Annotated in this window: 15 protein-coding genes; 6 read left to right on the top strand and 9 right to left on the bottom strand. The window is 58.9% G+C overall.

Going from position 1 to position 13,872, the window contains the following annotated elements; genetic code table 11:
* On the top strand, nucleotides 1-2,171 hold a 2,171-nt coding region (locus tag ACIREA_RS13200), incomplete at its 5' end, for an FAD-dependent oxidoreductase (RefSeq protein WP_397382743.1).
* Nucleotides 2,172-2,174: 3 nt separating this feature from the next.
* On the opposite strand, the gene ACIREA_RS13205 is transcribed toward ACIREA_RS13200, so the two are convergent.
* From ACIREA_RS13205 to ACIREA_RS13220, 4 genes are all read right to left on the bottom strand, one after another.
* Nucleotides 2,175-2,786: a DUF1801 domain-containing protein gene (locus ACIREA_RS13205; protein ID WP_397382744.1), complete on the bottom strand. Its 612-nt coding sequence runs from the start codon at nucleotides 2,784-2,786 to the stop codon at nucleotides 2,175-2,177.
* Nucleotides 2,787-2,797: 11 nt separating this feature from the next.
* On the bottom strand, nucleotides 2,798-3,805 hold the full coding sequence (locus tag ACIREA_RS13210; protein ID WP_397382745.1) for a DUF5077 domain-containing protein: 1,008 nt from the start codon (nucleotides 3,803-3,805) through the stop codon (nucleotides 2,798-2,800).
* Nucleotides 3,806-3,969: 164 nt separating this feature from the next.
* Nucleotides 3,970-4,818, bottom strand: coding sequence for a hypothetical protein (locus ACIREA_RS13215; RefSeq protein WP_397382746.1), 849 nt, complete (start codon nucleotides 4,816-4,818; stop codon nucleotides 3,970-3,972).
* Between the two features lie 167 nt (nucleotides 4,819-4,985).
* Nucleotides 4,986-5,621 (bottom strand): class I SAM-dependent methyltransferase, encoded by a 636-nt coding sequence (locus ACIREA_RS13220; protein ID WP_397382747.1) that lies wholly within the window; start codon nucleotides 5,619-5,621, stop codon nucleotides 4,986-4,988.
* 98 nt (nucleotides 5,622-5,719) lie between these two features.
* Here ACIREA_RS13220 and ACIREA_RS13225 point away from each other — a divergent pair, with 98 nt between their 5' ends.
* Both ACIREA_RS13225 and ACIREA_RS13230 read left to right on the top strand, forming a co-directional pair.
* Nucleotides 5,720-6,475, top strand: a complete 756-nt coding sequence (locus ACIREA_RS13225; protein ID WP_397382748.1) for an exodeoxyribonuclease III — start codon at nucleotides 5,720-5,722, stop codon at nucleotides 6,473-6,475.
* Nucleotides 6,476-6,522: 47 nt separating this feature from the next.
* The gene (locus ACIREA_RS13230) at nucleotides 6,523-7,023 is read left to right on the top strand and encodes a hypothetical protein (RefSeq protein WP_397382749.1); all 501 of its coding nucleotides are present in this window, start codon (nucleotides 6,523-6,525) and stop codon (nucleotides 7,021-7,023) included.
* 78 nt (nucleotides 7,024-7,101) lie between these two features.
* On the opposite strand, the gene ACIREA_RS13235 is transcribed toward ACIREA_RS13230, so the two are convergent.
* Nucleotides 7,102-7,452: an MmcQ/YjbR family DNA-binding protein gene (locus tag ACIREA_RS13235; RefSeq protein ID WP_397382750.1), complete on the bottom strand. Its 351-nt coding sequence runs from the start codon at nucleotides 7,450-7,452 to the stop codon at nucleotides 7,102-7,104.
* Between the two features lie 163 nt (nucleotides 7,453-7,615).
* Between ACIREA_RS13235 and ACIREA_RS13240 the strand changes: the two genes are divergently transcribed.
* The gene (locus ACIREA_RS13240) at nucleotides 7,616-8,188 is read left to right on the top strand and encodes a hypothetical protein (protein ID WP_397382751.1); all 573 of its coding nucleotides are present in this window, start codon (nucleotides 7,616-7,618) and stop codon (nucleotides 8,186-8,188) included.
* Complete coding sequence (locus ACIREA_RS13245) at nucleotides 8,185-9,090, top strand: HTTM domain-containing protein (protein WP_397382752.1); 906 nt, start codon at nucleotides 8,185-8,187, stop codon at nucleotides 9,088-9,090. Before ACIREA_RS13240 ends, ACIREA_RS13245 begins: the two co-directional genes overlap by 4 nt.
* A gap of 283 nt (nucleotides 9,091-9,373) precedes the next feature.
* Here the strand turns inward: ACIREA_RS13245 and ACIREA_RS13250 are convergent, their stop codons facing one another.
* Together ACIREA_RS13250 and ACIREA_RS13255 are read right to left on the bottom strand one after the other, a co-directional pair.
* Nucleotides 9,374-10,666, bottom strand: a complete 1,293-nt coding sequence (locus tag ACIREA_RS13250) for a dihydrolipoamide acetyltransferase family protein (protein ID WP_397382753.1) — start codon at nucleotides 10,664-10,666, stop codon at nucleotides 9,374-9,376.
* A gap of 49 nt (nucleotides 10,667-10,715) precedes the next feature.
* Nucleotides 10,716-11,711: an alpha-ketoacid dehydrogenase subunit beta gene (locus tag ACIREA_RS13255; RefSeq protein WP_397382754.1), complete on the bottom strand. Its 996-nt coding sequence runs from the start codon at nucleotides 11,709-11,711 to the stop codon at nucleotides 10,716-10,718.
* A gap of 399 nt (nucleotides 11,712-12,110) precedes the next feature.
* Between ACIREA_RS13255 and ACIREA_RS13260 the strand changes: the two genes are divergently transcribed.
* Nucleotides 12,111-13,004 carry an RNA polymerase sigma factor RpoD/SigA gene (locus ACIREA_RS13260; RefSeq protein ID WP_300199627.1) on the top strand — a complete coding sequence of 298 codons (894 nt, stop codon included), beginning with the start codon at nucleotides 12,111-12,113 and terminating at the stop codon, nucleotides 13,002-13,004.
* 53 nt (nucleotides 13,005-13,057) lie between these two features.
* Here ACIREA_RS13260 and ACIREA_RS13265 read toward each other — a convergent pair whose 3' ends face one another.
* Both ACIREA_RS13265 and ACIREA_RS13270 read right to left on the bottom strand, forming a co-directional pair.
* Complete coding sequence (locus tag ACIREA_RS13265; RefSeq protein ID WP_397382755.1) at nucleotides 13,058-13,636, bottom strand: xanthan lyase; 579 nt, start codon at nucleotides 13,634-13,636, stop codon at nucleotides 13,058-13,060.
* Nucleotides 13,633-13,872, bottom strand: a 240-nt coding sequence (locus ACIREA_RS13270) for a YcxB family protein (RefSeq protein WP_397382756.1), incomplete at its 5' end; no start/stop codon positions are given. The genes ACIREA_RS13270 and ACIREA_RS13265, both read right to left, overlap by 4 nt.

Raw genomic sequence — 13,872 nt, forward strand, 5'->3', positions numbered from 1 at the left:
CCTGTGCAGCAGCAGTGCAAGCCGCACGACTCGGCGTAAAAAAGATCGTCCTCGTCAATGACATCGACTGGCTCGGCGGACAGTTCAGCGCAGAAGGAGTAGGTTGTCCGGATGAATGGACCGGGGTGAATGGCCGTCGCGTGAACTTCCCACGCAGCGGCATCTACAGCGAAGTCATCAACCGCATCCGCGCCCACAACTCGCAGACCTACGGCATCCCATCTCCCGGCAATTCCTACTGCGGCACCGAAACCATCGAACCCGCAGCAGCGGCGAAGATCTTCGAGGAACTCGTCAAACCCTACGTCGATGCCGGAGTACTGCGCATCGAGCGCGGCTGGCAGCCGGACAAGGTCCTCGTCGAAAACAACCAAGTCACCGCGGTCACCTTCGTTCGTAGTTCGTCTGCCTCACCCCTGACCGTTCGCGCAAAGCTCACCCTCGACTCCTCTGACTGGGGCGATGTCATTCGCCTCAGCGGTGCCAAATACGGCGCAGGCCCCGATCTAAAATCCCGCTTCGGCGAAGCCAGTGCGCCTGCCGCCTTCGATGACGCGGGCCAGCAGGAGATGAATCCGCTGTCCTGGTGCGTCGTTCTTCGCGAAGCGGGAAAGAACAGCACCATACCCAAACCCGCGCCCTACGATCCACGCTCCTTTGCGCAGCTCGATAAAACACCGCCATGGGTGGACAGCGACATGAGCACGGGCACCTACAGCCAGTCAGGCTGGAGTGTGTACACGCACCGGCGTCTGGTGGACCGCTGGCACAACAACCTCGCCCCCGGCACCGAGGCGACGTTTCTAAACTGGCCGGTCCAGGATTATCCACTCTGCCAGCTGCCACAGCGTGTGGTCGATGCCCTCGAAAAAACTGAGCCAGGCGCTTCAAAGAAAAACATCGTCGATCTCTCGCCTGCGCAGCGGCAGATCATTTTCGATGACGCGAAGCAGCACACCCTGGGCATGCTCTACCACCTGCAAACGGCGGTGCATGATCGCGTGGGCTATTTCCCCCAGACGTTCCGCAACATGAAACTCACCACCGAGTTCGGCACGTCTGACCTTCTGCCGCCGAAGCCCTACGTGCGCGAAGGCCTGCGCCTCGAAGCACTCTACATGCTGCGAGAACAGGACATCCGTGCTGAAACACGCGAACCCAAATGGGCGAAGGTGATGGTGCCCGACGGCCTTTTCGGCTTCCAGTTCAACATCGACTTCCATCCCACACGCCGCCGCTTCCTCAGCGAAGATCGCAATGGTCCATGGCTGTACGTGCAGACGCCCTCACGCGGCTGGCACACGGACACTGACCGCGCGATGTTCCCTCTGCGCGGCCTCGTGCCAGTGCAGATGAACGGACTGCTCGGCTGCTCCAAGAACATTGGCGTCAGCAGTGTGGTGCAGAGTGCGCTGCGCCTGCATGGTCAGATGATGCACGTCGGGCAAGCGAGCGCCACACTGGCATGGCTCTGCCTGCGTGATGGCATCCAGCCCCGTGCGGCAGCAGCTTCACAAAAAAACTGGCGTGAGATCCAGCTGCGCCTCGTACGCGGCACCGGCGGTCCCGGCGTGCTGCTCTGGCCCTGGCAGGACCTGCCCACCGACGCGCTGCATTTTGAATCCGCAAACATGCTCGCCGTGCGTGGCATCTGGCCGGCAGAAACCAACAGCGTCTTCTTCAATGCAGAGCACCCCATGACGCGACGCGAACTCGCCCGCGTGTTGGCCCGGGTCATCCGCGCCAGAGCGAATGCACCGGAATGGAAAGTCGCTGCAACGCCGCGCTTCAGCGATGTCAGCCAGGACGATGCAGATCGTGCGGCCATCGAGTCCCTTTGCAGCTGGGGCATCGTGACAACGCAAAAGACCTTCAACCCCGACCAGAAGGCCGACTGGGCCACGCTCTATCGCTGGGCCACCGCTTTGAAACTGCCCATGAATCCAGGGCTCTTCAGCAAAGACGTTGCACATCGTCCGCTCACACGCGCCGATGCCGCAGTGCAGCTCTGGCATGCGCTGCGCCAGCAGGGCGAATGGCTCAATGAGGACAATTCCTGGCTGCAGCCTGACAACGATCACGATGAGGACCAGCGCAAAGATCTCGATGATCCGCTGCCCTTTGACACCAACAACAACGGCGTGCCGGACCGGCTGGAATATCTGCCATAAACTTCACGCCTCTTTGCGCTGCGCCCATTTTTTGCCCGAGGCGAGGGCGCGGAGTGTTTCACCCAGGCGGCGCTGGAGGATCTCTTCCTGCTTCGCGGTGCTGATCCACACCTTGTATTCGCGCTGACAGGAAATGCTCATGGCCTTGAATCCCGCAGCCGCAGCCGGGTGTTGCTTCAGCCCCTTGGCGAGCGCCGCAGGCATGGGCCATTCGGCACGCTGCTTCATCGCTGGCGGCTTGGCGGATTCATCGGCATCCAGTGCCACAGCGGCGTGCAGCAGGCGCTGAAACGCCTTCGCATTCAGATTCTCCAGCTTGGCAACCCGGATGGTCTGGATGCTGGTGTTGGCTTCACCGCCTTCAAACAAATTCGTGATCTCACGCAGTTCCGTGCCGCGAAAGAAGGTGATGCCGAGGTGCTTCTTGCAGGCGCTGAGTCCGCAGATGTTTTTCCTGCCGCTGAAACACAGCATGTTCCATTTGATGGACTCCGTCAGATCCGGCTCCCAGCGCTGAATCCAGCCGCGCACCTGCCGCGCCATGGTCTGCGAGAACTCCGGCGCGAGATCGAGCCAGGTTTCGGGATCACGGGTGGAGGTGCGTGCGCAGTCCATGCATGCAGAACTCAGCTCACCGGCTTGAGCACGACCTTGTTGACGTCGAGCACGGCGCTCTTGGCCTTCGATACTGGATCAATCACGAGACGCATCTTGCCCGCTTTTTTGATCTCCACTTCACCCACCTGCTCTTCAGACCACTTCTGGAATCCACCAGTGTCCTTGACGCTGAATTTCAACTCCTGCTCACCAAGCTTCACGGCCACTTCGCTGCCTTCATTGCCGGTGCCGCAGCCGTGCACCACGGTCACTTTGTAGCGGCCCGGCTTGGTGACTTCGAAATCCCACTCGGCGAAGTCGTCCGCGCTCGTCCAGAAGCCGAGGCAGTTTTTCTCGGATTTGGGTTCAAAGCGCATGTTTTCAGACCACGTGGTGGCGCTGCTGGCTTCGAGCACGATGCTGCCATCCGCAGCCTGCACGGGCGCGGGGCCTTCAGGCGCAGGCACAAAGGCCACTTCCTGAATTTCAAATCCCGGCTCGTTACCGGTGGCGGCGGCATAGAGCGAAAACGGGTACATCATGGGCTTGTCCACATACACCGTCCCATAGACCACGCGCTTGGGCTGGCTGGCGGCCGTGAGCGTCTTTTTCAGCGGCTGCTGGGCAAAGCGGAACTGCGTGCCGAGCGTGGCATTTCTGAGCGTGTAGGTCACACGCACCTCGTAGCGGCCCCAGCGCTTGGCATTGAAGCTGGTGCAGTCGTATTGATCCCAGTGCTGCTGGGAGGTGTGCTTGATGTCCTTGGGCTCGATGACGATCACTCCCCGGGTGGGTTCATTCACGCGCAAAACAGGCTCATCACTGCCGAAGCCGTTCAGATCCACCGGTGTGGCGGCAAACACCGGATCCGCAGGTTTGACGGGCGCAGGGACTGGAGCCGGTGCGGCAGGCTTGGCTGCCACGGGTGCCGGCACAGGCGGCGGCGTGGCGGCGGGCTGCTCTTGCTTGCCACAGGAATTGAGAGCGAGAAGCAGCGCAAAGGCGCCGGCGGCATGGGAAAGAGGGTGGCGTGTCATGGTTGTCGGGGGGGATCATAACGGCGACCCTTCCTGTCAACTTAGATCATTTTGCCCTGCCCTGCCAATCGCAAAACAACCGGCCCGCAATAGAAACGCACGGGGACTTTCGTCCCCGTGCGTAACCAACTTAACTTCTGACTCAACCAAACAAAGACTCGAACTTAGAAGCGGATGCTCATGTCCATGGTGAAGCGGGTGTTGGCCAGGCCGTAGGGCTTCACCACCGCCATTTCATAGGCAAAACCGATATCCACATTCTTCTGAATGCGTGAGCGGAAACCAAGGCCCAGCATGCCCTGAGTGGCACCGCTGGCATTGCCCGCGCCGAAGTTGATGACATCGTAGCCGTTGGTGCGCAGGCCGGGAATGTTGGAAGCATTGTTGAGCGTGGTCCAGAAGTTCGCGGTGGCGAAGGGAATGAACCATTTGCTGACGTAGTAGTCCACCATCACGCTGTAATGAGCCATGGTGTTCTGTTCATCGCGCAGCAGCGGAATGAGTGCGCCGACATTGCCGGTGATGTGCAGATCGCCGTAGCCCTTCGCAAAGGAGATGAAGGGATTGAACTGGCCTGAACCACGACCATAGAACACATCCTTGTCACCGGTCGGGAGCTGGAACGTGAAGCCCGGGGTGAGGATGAACTGGTTCTGCACATCATTGATCAGCGCGTACTTGAAGCCGGCGGCCAGATCCATCCAGCCGCTGCCCTTCACTCCGGTGCCATTGATGTTCAGATAACCGTCCTGCGTCGCGATGAAGGCAAGGCGGTCTGTGATGGCGTAGCGGAACTGGACAGCTCCCACTCGTGCACTGCCACGACCCGTGACGAACTGGTTGTCAAAGTTGTGATAGATGAAGATCGGGCGGATTTCGGAGCGGATCACCGGATCTTCGAAGTACATCGGATTCGTCACCGGGGAGATGGTGTTCTCCTTCCAGTCAAACGGATCGGGTGCGGGGTTCTTCGCAGCGACGGGCGTGCCCGCTGTGGCGGTTGAAAATGACACGGTTGCTACGACGCTGAGGCTCAGCGCAAGCAACCACCGATTTTGGGAGTGTGGTTTAGGGTCCATACCACATATAAAGCATGAATACGTTTGCTTTGATCCGCGTGGATTGGCATCCAGTGAGCAAGTTATGCGATGATTATGAGAAGATTATGAGACGCAATCTCTCAACGCCTCGAGCAGTCGCAAAACAGCAGGCCTAAAACAAACTCACGCCGCTGCCACCGCGTGAATCCGGCAGCACCTAAATAGGGCGCCACATTGACCAGTTCCTGGGCCGGCAGTCGTGTCATGCAGCGAAAAAACGCATATAAAACCCCCACGATCACGCGGCTGCACACACGGCGCAGGCCTGCGGGCGCGATTTGAAAATCCGCATGCAACCAATGCGCATCTGCTGTGGCGGCATTGGCAATGGCGGGAACCAGATGTTGCAATTGATCCTCGCGAAAGCAGTCGAGAAAGAAACAGGTCACGATGAGATCAAAGACCGCCGCTGGTGGCTGCCATGTTAAAGCATCCGCATGAATGAAATCCACCCGTGCACCTGCCAGTCCTGCACGCCGCAACCGCGCTTGTGCGAGATCGATCATCACTGCACTGGCCTCCACCACGGTCACGCATGCATCAGGAAAGCGGCGGCATAGCTCAACGAGAAAGCGTCCATTGCCCTCGCCATAGACCAGCACCTCCTGCGGTGCTGGCATGGCCCCCAGCAACGCCGTGCGGCAGCGCTGCAACTGACCGGCAGCACACAGCGCCTCCATCCAGCGGTAATGCGGTGCCAGCAGATCAAAGCTCATGCCGCAGTCAAAGCGCCAAACAGTTCATTCGCAACATCACCGATTCCCCACTTTCACGATCCCGATTCCCGGCCTATTTCGTCGCTCATCATTTCCCCATGAAACTCACCTCCTGGAACGTCAACGGCATCCGTGCCTCCCTCGGCAAAGGCCTTCGCGAATACATGCTCGAAGGCGATGCCGATGTCATCTGCCTGCAGGAAACCAAAGCGCAGCAGGAGCAGGTGGATCTGGGCTGGTTCAGCGGCTACCACGCCGTCTGGAACAGTGCGGTGAAGAAAGGCTATTCCGGCACGCTCATCCTCAGCCGCGTGCCCTTTAAGACGAACACACTGGGCTTCGGCATCGACGAACATGACCGCGAGGGCCGGCTCATCACCGTCGAGTTTCCGGACTTCTTCCTCGTCAATGTGTACACCCCAAACTCCCAGGCCGAACTCGCCCGCCTGAGCTATCGCCTCACATGGGACGACGCCTACCGCGCGCATTTGAAGAAACTGGAGAAGACCAAGCCCGTCATCGCCTGCGGTGACCTCAACTGCGCCCATCAGGAGATCGATCTAGCCAATCCAAAATCCAATCGCATGAACCCCGGCTTCAGCGATGACGAACGCGCCAGCTTTACCAAACACCTCGACGCCGGCTTCCTCGACGTCTTCCGCCAGTTTGATCCGAATCCCGGCCGCTACACCTGGTGGACCCAGCGCACGCCCGATGCCCGAGCGAAGAACATCGGCTGGCGTCTCGACTACTGGCTCGCCTCGGAGAAGCTGAAACCCGCGCTGAAATCATGTACCATTCGTGCGGATGTGATGGGCAGTGACCACTGTCCGGTGGAGCTGGTGGTGGGGTGATACTAGCCACCAAACGCGAAGAGACCCCAAATCAGAATCCTTCCCCCATGAAGAATCTCAGGACTGGCATTTGGGTCGTGGCAGTTGTCGCGGGTGTCATCGTTGCGATGTCCTCGCGTGATGGCATCAAGGATTCGGGCAATCGGGAGTGGGTTGATCCTGCTCAATTGAAACCGGGACCAATCCGGCACGAATCGTTGACAGAAAAACAATTGGAGCGTGTGAGATACCTTCAATCTGTTTTCCGTGAGGTAGATCCTACTCCATTGGAGAAGTGGATTGAAGATTTTCGACGCGACGAGAATCCAGATCGTGAAATCGCCATCTGGGAAGGCATGGCAAAACCATACAAGCTCTTTACAGCATCACGCGATTTGAGCATTGCAGCAAAAAAGGAAGTCTATGGAGTGGTGCTGATGCGTTCCGGAGCCCCCGACACTGAAGTACTCAAACATCTCGATTTGAAAACGCTGACACTACAAGACGCGAAAGAGATCATGGCTTTGTTTAGCACGGAACCAGCACCTATTCGGGTGGTGAAGCCATGAAGTTTTCAAAATCCGAAGGGAGCCGGGCAATCAAATAAACCAGGGGTGGCGCTCGTCCCTCGTTTACCCCCTGACCATTTATTTCAGCCCCTCCCGCACCTTCTTCGGCAGCGCATCCACCACAAGCTGATACGAATGCTTGACCAGCTCCCGCACCAGCGCAGGCGGGACGGTTCCGTCCAGCATCACAGTGTTCCAGTGCTTTTTGTTCATGTGCCAGCCGGGTTTGATGCCCTTGTATTCGTCGCGCAGCTCGATGGCGCGCTCGGGGTCGCACTTGAGATTGATGCGGGCGGGAAACTCATCCGGTGAGGTGACGGCAAACATCTTGCCGCCGACTTTGTACACGAGTGCTTCAGGCCCAAACGGCTGCGTTTCTTCCGCACCGGGAAGGCTCAGGCATTGTTCGATGACATCGGGCAGTTCCATGCGGCATTATAGTCCGTCTGGCGGCCGTGCAAATGATACGATGCCCCGCAAAAGCTGACCAGACCCGCGCAACCCATGCACCATCACTGTCCCGCAGGTGCCGAATGCTGCTCTATTCGTTTGATGAATGGTGCATCACGGTTCTTTCTTGGCGGCACAGCCCATGCGTGCTCCCTCCCTGTCCAGCCGAAAAATAATGATCGTGGTTTTTGCCTCGGCACATCTGGTCTTTCTTCTGTTCGGCATGCTGCCCACGCGCTGGCGTGACCGGATTCAGGTGTCTTCAGTATTCAACCTCTATGAGCGTGTCACACGCTGCCACCAGCTCTGGAACATGTTTGAGACCATTCCAAACATGCACCGCACGGAAGCGCGGCTGATCGTTCAGGAGCGGGGACAAAAACCCAAAGAGGTGGGCATGGTGCTGCCGGGATTGCGGCGCTTTTCCCAGCATGATCAGGTGCGGCTCAACAACTGGATGGTCAATGTCATCTTCAACCCCACCCGAGGTGTGTTTCGTGAGTCCTACATGAAGAGCGCGGCGGAGACCCTGCTCCGCACCGGGCGCTACGGCCCCCGGACCCAGGTGAGTCTGGAGGTGATCCCCGCTTACACCCGCAGCCTGCTGGGGGTGCGCTCGCTCAAGGAGATCGCTGTCGAACGCCCTTCGGTGCTCGGACCCTTTGAGCTGGAAACGCTCGTTGCCAATAAAACCCAAGTGCAAGCCACTCCATGACGACGGGCACCCAAAGTCTTCAATCCCGTTTCACCGGTCTGTTTCTGAACCCGGCGGATTCCCGTTTGTATGCCTGCATACGAATCGCGTTCGCGTTGGTGTCGCTGCTGAATCTGATGCAGATCTGGCCGGACCGTGAGATCTTCTTCACGGATGTGGGGATGGTGGACCAGGAGGTCGTGCGGAAGTACACCGTCGGTGCTTATCTCTCTGTGTTTGACCTATGCCATGACGTGGGAGCCGTCAGCAACTACATGTTTTTCAGCGGCTGCGGCATGGTTCTGCTGCTGCTGGGCGTGTGGCCGCGGGTGGCGGCTGGCATTGTGTATGTCTGGTATGTGTCCTACGCCATGCGCTCGCCGCTGATCTTGGTGGGATGGGATGAGGTCTTGCGCTGCACGGCTTTTCTGGTGCTGGTCTCCCCCATGCCTGCCTGCTGGTCGTTGCGATCACGCAAAGCCCGCAAACGGGCGGCGCCTGAGCTGCAGGTGCCGTGCTATGGCCTGACTCTGATGAAGGTGCAGCTGGCGGCCATTTATCTGCAGGCCGTGCTGGCAAGGCTGGACAATGAATACTGGATGAGCGGAGATTTCATGAGTTTCTTCCTGCTCTCTCACAACGCACGGTGGCCCGGCCTCTGGGTGCTGAACTATGGCTTCCTGCTGAAAGTAGTCACCTATCTGGTGCTGCTCGTGGAGCTCGCGATTCCCATTCTTCTGATGGTTCCTCGCTGGCGCTGGTTTGGCTTTGGCGCAGGAATCATCCTGCACGCGGGCATCAGCATCATGTCGTACAACCTGATGCTGTTCTTTCTCGCGATGATGACGCTCTACCTGAGCTTTCTGCAGCCGGAGGATATGAACTGGCTGCAGCGCCGCCTGCCACGTCCCAAACCGAGGTAGGGAGGCTTGTCCCCAAGCCTCCGCCGAACGTCTCCCGGCTTGCTTTGCGGAATCAGTTTCAAAAACCGCTGCAAGCTGGAGCAGACGCAATGTGCCCGCGATCTCTCGCGAGTGTCTTAGACCAGTTCTCAAAAAGATTGTCATTTTGATCCGGCGAGCGCAGCGGCCCCAGTGGCAAGGAGAGTGCGCCGCCTGCTATTTGGAAATAACAGGCAAGCACACGACGCAGCCAATGGGGCCGCTCCGCCGCCCGGGCAATGTGACAAGATTTTTGAGAGTTGGTCTAAACCAGCATCAGCGCCGGGTTTTCCAGCAGCTTGCGCATTTCAGCGAGAAAGGTGGCGGCGACGGCGCCATCGACGACGCGATGGTCTCCGCTGAGGCCGACCCACATGCGTTGACCGACGACGATCTGGCCCTTGTCATTCACGACAGGTGCGGAGCGGATGCTGCCGATGGCCACGATGGCGGCCTGCGGCGGGTTGATGATGGCGGCGAACTGGTCGATGCCAAAAGCACCCAGGTTCGAGACGGTGATGGTGCCGCCAGCGAAGTCATCAGGGCTGAGCTTCTTGTTCTTGGCCTTGCCGGCGAGATCTTTGACGCCCTGGCTGATCTGGAGCAGCGTTTTCTTTTCCGCCTCCTTGATCACCGGGGTGACGAGGCCGTCATCGATGGCGATGGCGACGCTGAGTCCCACAGACTTGAACTTCACGATGGCATCGCCATCCCAGGCGGCGTTGATCGCAGGCTGGGCCTGGGCGGCGCGAATGACGGACTTGAGGATGAAATCGTTGACGGTGTACTTGTTGCCACCGGTCTTGTCGGCTGAAGCGTTGAGGTGGGCGCGGAAGGCCATGAGCGGGCCGGCATCGACCTCCATCTGCAGGTAGAAGTGAGGGATCTGAGTCTTCGAGGCCAGGAGGCGCTCGGCGATGATGTTGCGCATGCTGCTGGTGGGCACGCGTTCGTCTTCAGGACCAATGACCGGGCGGATGGCCGGTGTGGCAGCCACGCGACCCGCAGAACCACCGCCCACAGGGGCGTTTTCGACGTCTTCACGCACGATGCGTCCGCCAGGGCCGGTGCCGACGAGTGAGTTGAGATCCACCCCACGTTCCGCAGCGACTTTTTTGGCGAGGGGGGAGGCTTTGACGCGGAGGGCAGCACCGCCAGCGACGGCGCGGCTCTTGTGCTGCGGGGCCTGGGGCAGGCGTGGACCGGAAGCAGCAACCTTCGAAGCAGAGGCGGCGGGTTTTTTCTCAGCCGCAGGGGCCGGAGCCGCAGCGGCCTTCGCCTTGGCGATGAGGTCATCCAGATCCGCAGGAGCGGCCTCACCGTCTTCCAGAATCACGGCCAGCGGGGCGCCCAGGGGGACTTTGCCGCCGGGGGTGGCGATGAACTTGTGCAGCACGCCTTCAAACGGGCTGGCATATTCCATGGTGGCCTTGTCGGTCTCGATGTCGGCGATGGCCTTGCCGACGGTGACTTTGTCCCCTTCCTTGACGGTCCATTTGGCGAGGGTTCCCTCGGTCATGGTGTCACTAAGCTTGGGCATTTCGATGAATTTGGGCATGGCGAAGACGAATGAAAAGTTTTGAGAGAAGGGCGAAAAAGGAGTCGGATCAGAAAATACTCAGCGCTTTGGCGACAACGACTTCAGCCGTCGGCAGCTGCAGGGCTTCGAGCGGCGGGCTGTAGATCGCGGGCGAGTCAAGGCTGCAGACGCGCTGCACGGGAGCGTCGAGTTCGTCGAAGATCCGCTCCTGAATCATGTAGGCGATCTGGGCACCGATGCCGCAATAGGGCTTGTTTTCTTCGACGTAGATGGCGCGGTGAGTTTTCGCGACGGAGGCAAGAATGGTGTCTTCATCCAGCGGGCGGATGGTGCGCAAATCGACGACTTCGGCGCTGATGCCGTGCTCTTCTTCAAGAATCTTCGCGGCTTCCAGGCAGGTGATGACCGCCTTGCCATGGGCGATGAGGGAGATGTCGGTGCCTTCGCGCTTCACATCCGCCAGGCCGAGGGGGATGAAGAGTTCGCCGTTAGGCAGCTCGTCATTGGAGGGCACATCCCATTTTTCGCCGTAGAGCTTGGTGCTCTCCATGAACATGACGGGGTCATTGTCGCGGATGGCGGCTTTCATGAGGCCCTTGGCATCGTAGGCGTTGCTGGGGCAGACGCACTTCATGCCGGGGAAGCTGGCCATGATGTTTTCCGGGGTGTGGGAGTGGGTGGCGCCCACGCTGGTGCCACCGTTGGCGGGACCGCGAATGACGATGGGGACGTTGATTTTGCCGCCGCTCATGTAGCGCACCATCGCACCGTTGTTGACGATCTGGTCCCAAGCAACCGTGTAGAAGCTCCAGAACATGAGCTCCATCACTGGACGCACACCCAGCATGCTGGCTCCGATGCCCATGCCGATAAATCCGGCTTCGCTGATGGGGGTGTCCACCAGACGTTTGTCTCCCCACTTGTCCCAGAGGCCTTCCGTCACCTTGTAAGCCCCGTTGTACTGGGCGACTTCTTCGCCCATCACCACGACCATGGGATCGCGAGCAATTTCTTCGTCAAGGGCTTCACGGATGGCTTCGCGGTAGGAAATTTGGCGGGGCATGGCAATTTTGAGGGAGCAGTAAGTCGGGGAAGGAGCGGGCGGTGTCAAGCGGGCGGCATCACCGAGGAAGGACAAACTGCCAGCCTTGATAAAAATCCAAAAGCGCCACCTAAGGTCTCTCAAAGCTGAAAAAGTGCCGATTTGCAGGTGATTTTATTAACGAATCTTAACTTTTTTTAGAAATGATGTTGACGATTACCCGAAAGTTTAGTTGAACGTAGGTTGTCTACTCTTCGCTTGTGCCACTTTCCTTCGGTTCAATATCCTATGCTGGCCGCAAACTTGCTCAAAAAACACGAGCGAAGTGTGAAATTGCTTTTATACTGACTACCCCCTGCGTCTCAGCTCGGGGCATGGACGTTGGTCCTTGTATTGTATTACCCAACTAGAACGCTCAATATGGAACTCGACGGAGGCATTAAGATTTACCTGCGTGAGATCGGCAAGACTGACTTGCTGACTCCCGACCAGGAGGTCGAGCTTGCTGAACGCATCAAACGCGGCGACCCCGAAGCCCGTTCGCACATGATTCGTGCGAACCTGCGCCTCGTGGTGAAGATCGCCCAGGATTACGCCAACTACGGTCTGCCACTTCTCGACCTCATTTCTGAAGGAAACATCGGCCTGATGAAGGCCGTGGAACGCTTCGACCCGAACAAGGGTGGCAAACTTTCAACCTACGCCGCCTGGTGGATCAAACAGTCCATCAAGCGCGCTCTCGCCAACCAGTCCAAGACCATCCGCCTTCCTGTCCACATGGTGGACAAGATCAGCAAGATGCGCCGTGTGGCCATGGCGATGTCTGAAGAACTCGGCCGTGAACCCACGGACGACGAACTTTCCGAAGAAATCGGCATTGATCGTGCCAAGCTCAGCCAGCTCAAGGTCGCTTCCATGCGCCCTGCCTCGCTCGACGCCCCGATCAGCGACGACGACAGCACGGAGTTCGGCGAAATCGTCGGCGACGAAAACGCCCAGACCCCGTTCGACCTGCTCTCGCATAAGAACATGCACAGCCAGCTCGATGGCCTGCTGACCGTTCTCGACGAACGCGAACGCAAGATCATCGACGCCCGCTTCGGCCTTGCCGGCCAGAAGCCCCGCACGCTGGAAGAAGTCGGCCAGGAGTTCGGCGTCACCCGCGAGCGTATCCGTCAGCTGCAAAACATCGCGCTGCGCAAGCTCCGCCGTGCCCTGCAGAAGAAGGAAGACCCGATTCCAAAGGCTCTCCGCAATGCCGGTGGCAAGAAGAAGCGCAAAAAGGCCGCTGCCGCCGAAGCCGAGGACGATTAAGATCCATCAATCACAAAGCCGGGTGTCGCAAGACCCCCGGCTTTTTTGTGGGCCTACTTGGCCACCGGCACAAACTGCACCGCATCCGCAATCACCACCTTGTCCGCCTCCGTACCCTCATTGGACACCCGCACCCACCCCGCACGCCCTTCTTCAAACCGAAACGTGCCCAGCGTGCGAAACAGCCGCCCATGCTCGGGCTCCTGCTGCTGATTTATAATCACCTTCGCCTCCCCATCCGCGTGATGAATGGTCACCGGCGTCTTCGTCGAACGCCGCACATTGTAGCAATGTGCCAGCCGCACCTCATACCAGCCCGACTTTGGCAGAGTGGGCGTGAAGGTCACCGACTTGCTCCCTTTCCCTGCCTTCATGTCATGCAAATAACCCAGCCCGACATACGGCGGCGTGTGTGTTGAGTACTGCCACTCCCCCACCAGTTCCGCATCCACCTCATCCACCACAATTCCCGGCAGCATTGCCGAATCCGACACAACAAATTTCACCATGTCCGGCCGGTCCACCTCCCCGGGTGGATGAATGTTCGCCACCGCCTTGGGGTGCGGTTTGAGGACGTCAGCGGCCATGACGACGCCGAAAAGAATCATCAGGGAAGCCAGACGAAGAATCATGCGCGCTTGATGGGAAGCTTCAGCTCCTGAAATTTGTGGCGGATGAAATCCAACGCCTCAGCAGGAACACCTTCACGTGGCAAGGTGAGGTGATTTCCCTGAACGAAGGCAAGCAGGAAGCAGTCGTGATATTCAATGAGTTCACGAAACACCGTCCACTTCAACTCGGTGCTCCCAAGATTGGACTGCGCCTGGAGCGTCTCCTCATTCAACCGGTAATGCACGGGAGCATCCCC

This window comes from Prosthecobacter sp. (assembly GCF_044373815.1).
Lineage (GTDB): Bacteria > Verrucomicrobiota > Verrucomicrobiia > Verrucomicrobiales > Verrucomicrobiaceae > Prosthecobacter.

Excerpts from the sequence above, each read along its gene's own strand:
- ACIREA_RS13205 (WP_397382744.1), bottom strand. The coding sequence starts at position 2,786 with ATGGACTGCGCACGCACCTCCACCCGTGATCCCGAAACCTGGCTCGAT.
- ACIREA_RS13210 (WP_397382745.1), bottom strand. The coding sequence starts at position 3,805 with ATGACACGCCACCCTCTTTCCCATGCCGCCGGCGCCTTTGCGCTGCTT.
- ACIREA_RS13220 (WP_397382747.1), bottom strand. The coding sequence starts at position 5,621 with ATGAGCTTTGATCTGCTGGCACCGCATTACCGCTGGATGGAGGCGCTG.
- ACIREA_RS13225 (WP_397382748.1), top strand. The coding sequence starts at position 5,720 with ATGAAACTCACCTCCTGGAACGTCAACGGCATCCGTGCCTCCCTCGGC.
- ACIREA_RS13230 (WP_397382749.1), top strand. The coding sequence starts at position 6,523 with ATGAAGAATCTCAGGACTGGCATTTGGGTCGTGGCAGTTGTCGCGGGT.
- ACIREA_RS13235 (WP_397382750.1), bottom strand. The coding sequence starts at position 7,452 with ATGGAACTGCCCGATGTCATCGAACAATGCCTGAGCCTTCCCGGTGCG.
- ACIREA_RS13240 (WP_397382751.1), top strand. The coding sequence starts at position 7,616 with ATGCGTGCTCCCTCCCTGTCCAGCCGAAAAATAATGATCGTGGTTTTT.
- ACIREA_RS13245 (WP_397382752.1), top strand. The coding sequence starts at position 8,185 with ATGACGACGGGCACCCAAAGTCTTCAATCCCGTTTCACCGGTCTGTTT.
- ACIREA_RS13250 (WP_397382753.1), bottom strand. The coding sequence starts at position 10,666 with ATGCCCAAATTCATCGAAATGCCCAAGCTTAGTGACACCATGACCGAG.
- ACIREA_RS13255 (WP_397382754.1), bottom strand. The coding sequence starts at position 11,711 with ATGCCCCGCCAAATTTCCTACCGCGAAGCCATCCGTGAAGCCCTTGAC.
- ACIREA_RS13260 (WP_300199627.1), top strand. The coding sequence starts at position 12,111 with ATGGAACTCGACGGAGGCATTAAGATTTACCTGCGTGAGATCGGCAAG.
- ACIREA_RS13265 (WP_397382755.1), bottom strand. The coding sequence starts at position 13,636 with ATGATTCTTCGTCTGGCTTCCCTGATGATTCTTTTCGGCGTCGTCATG.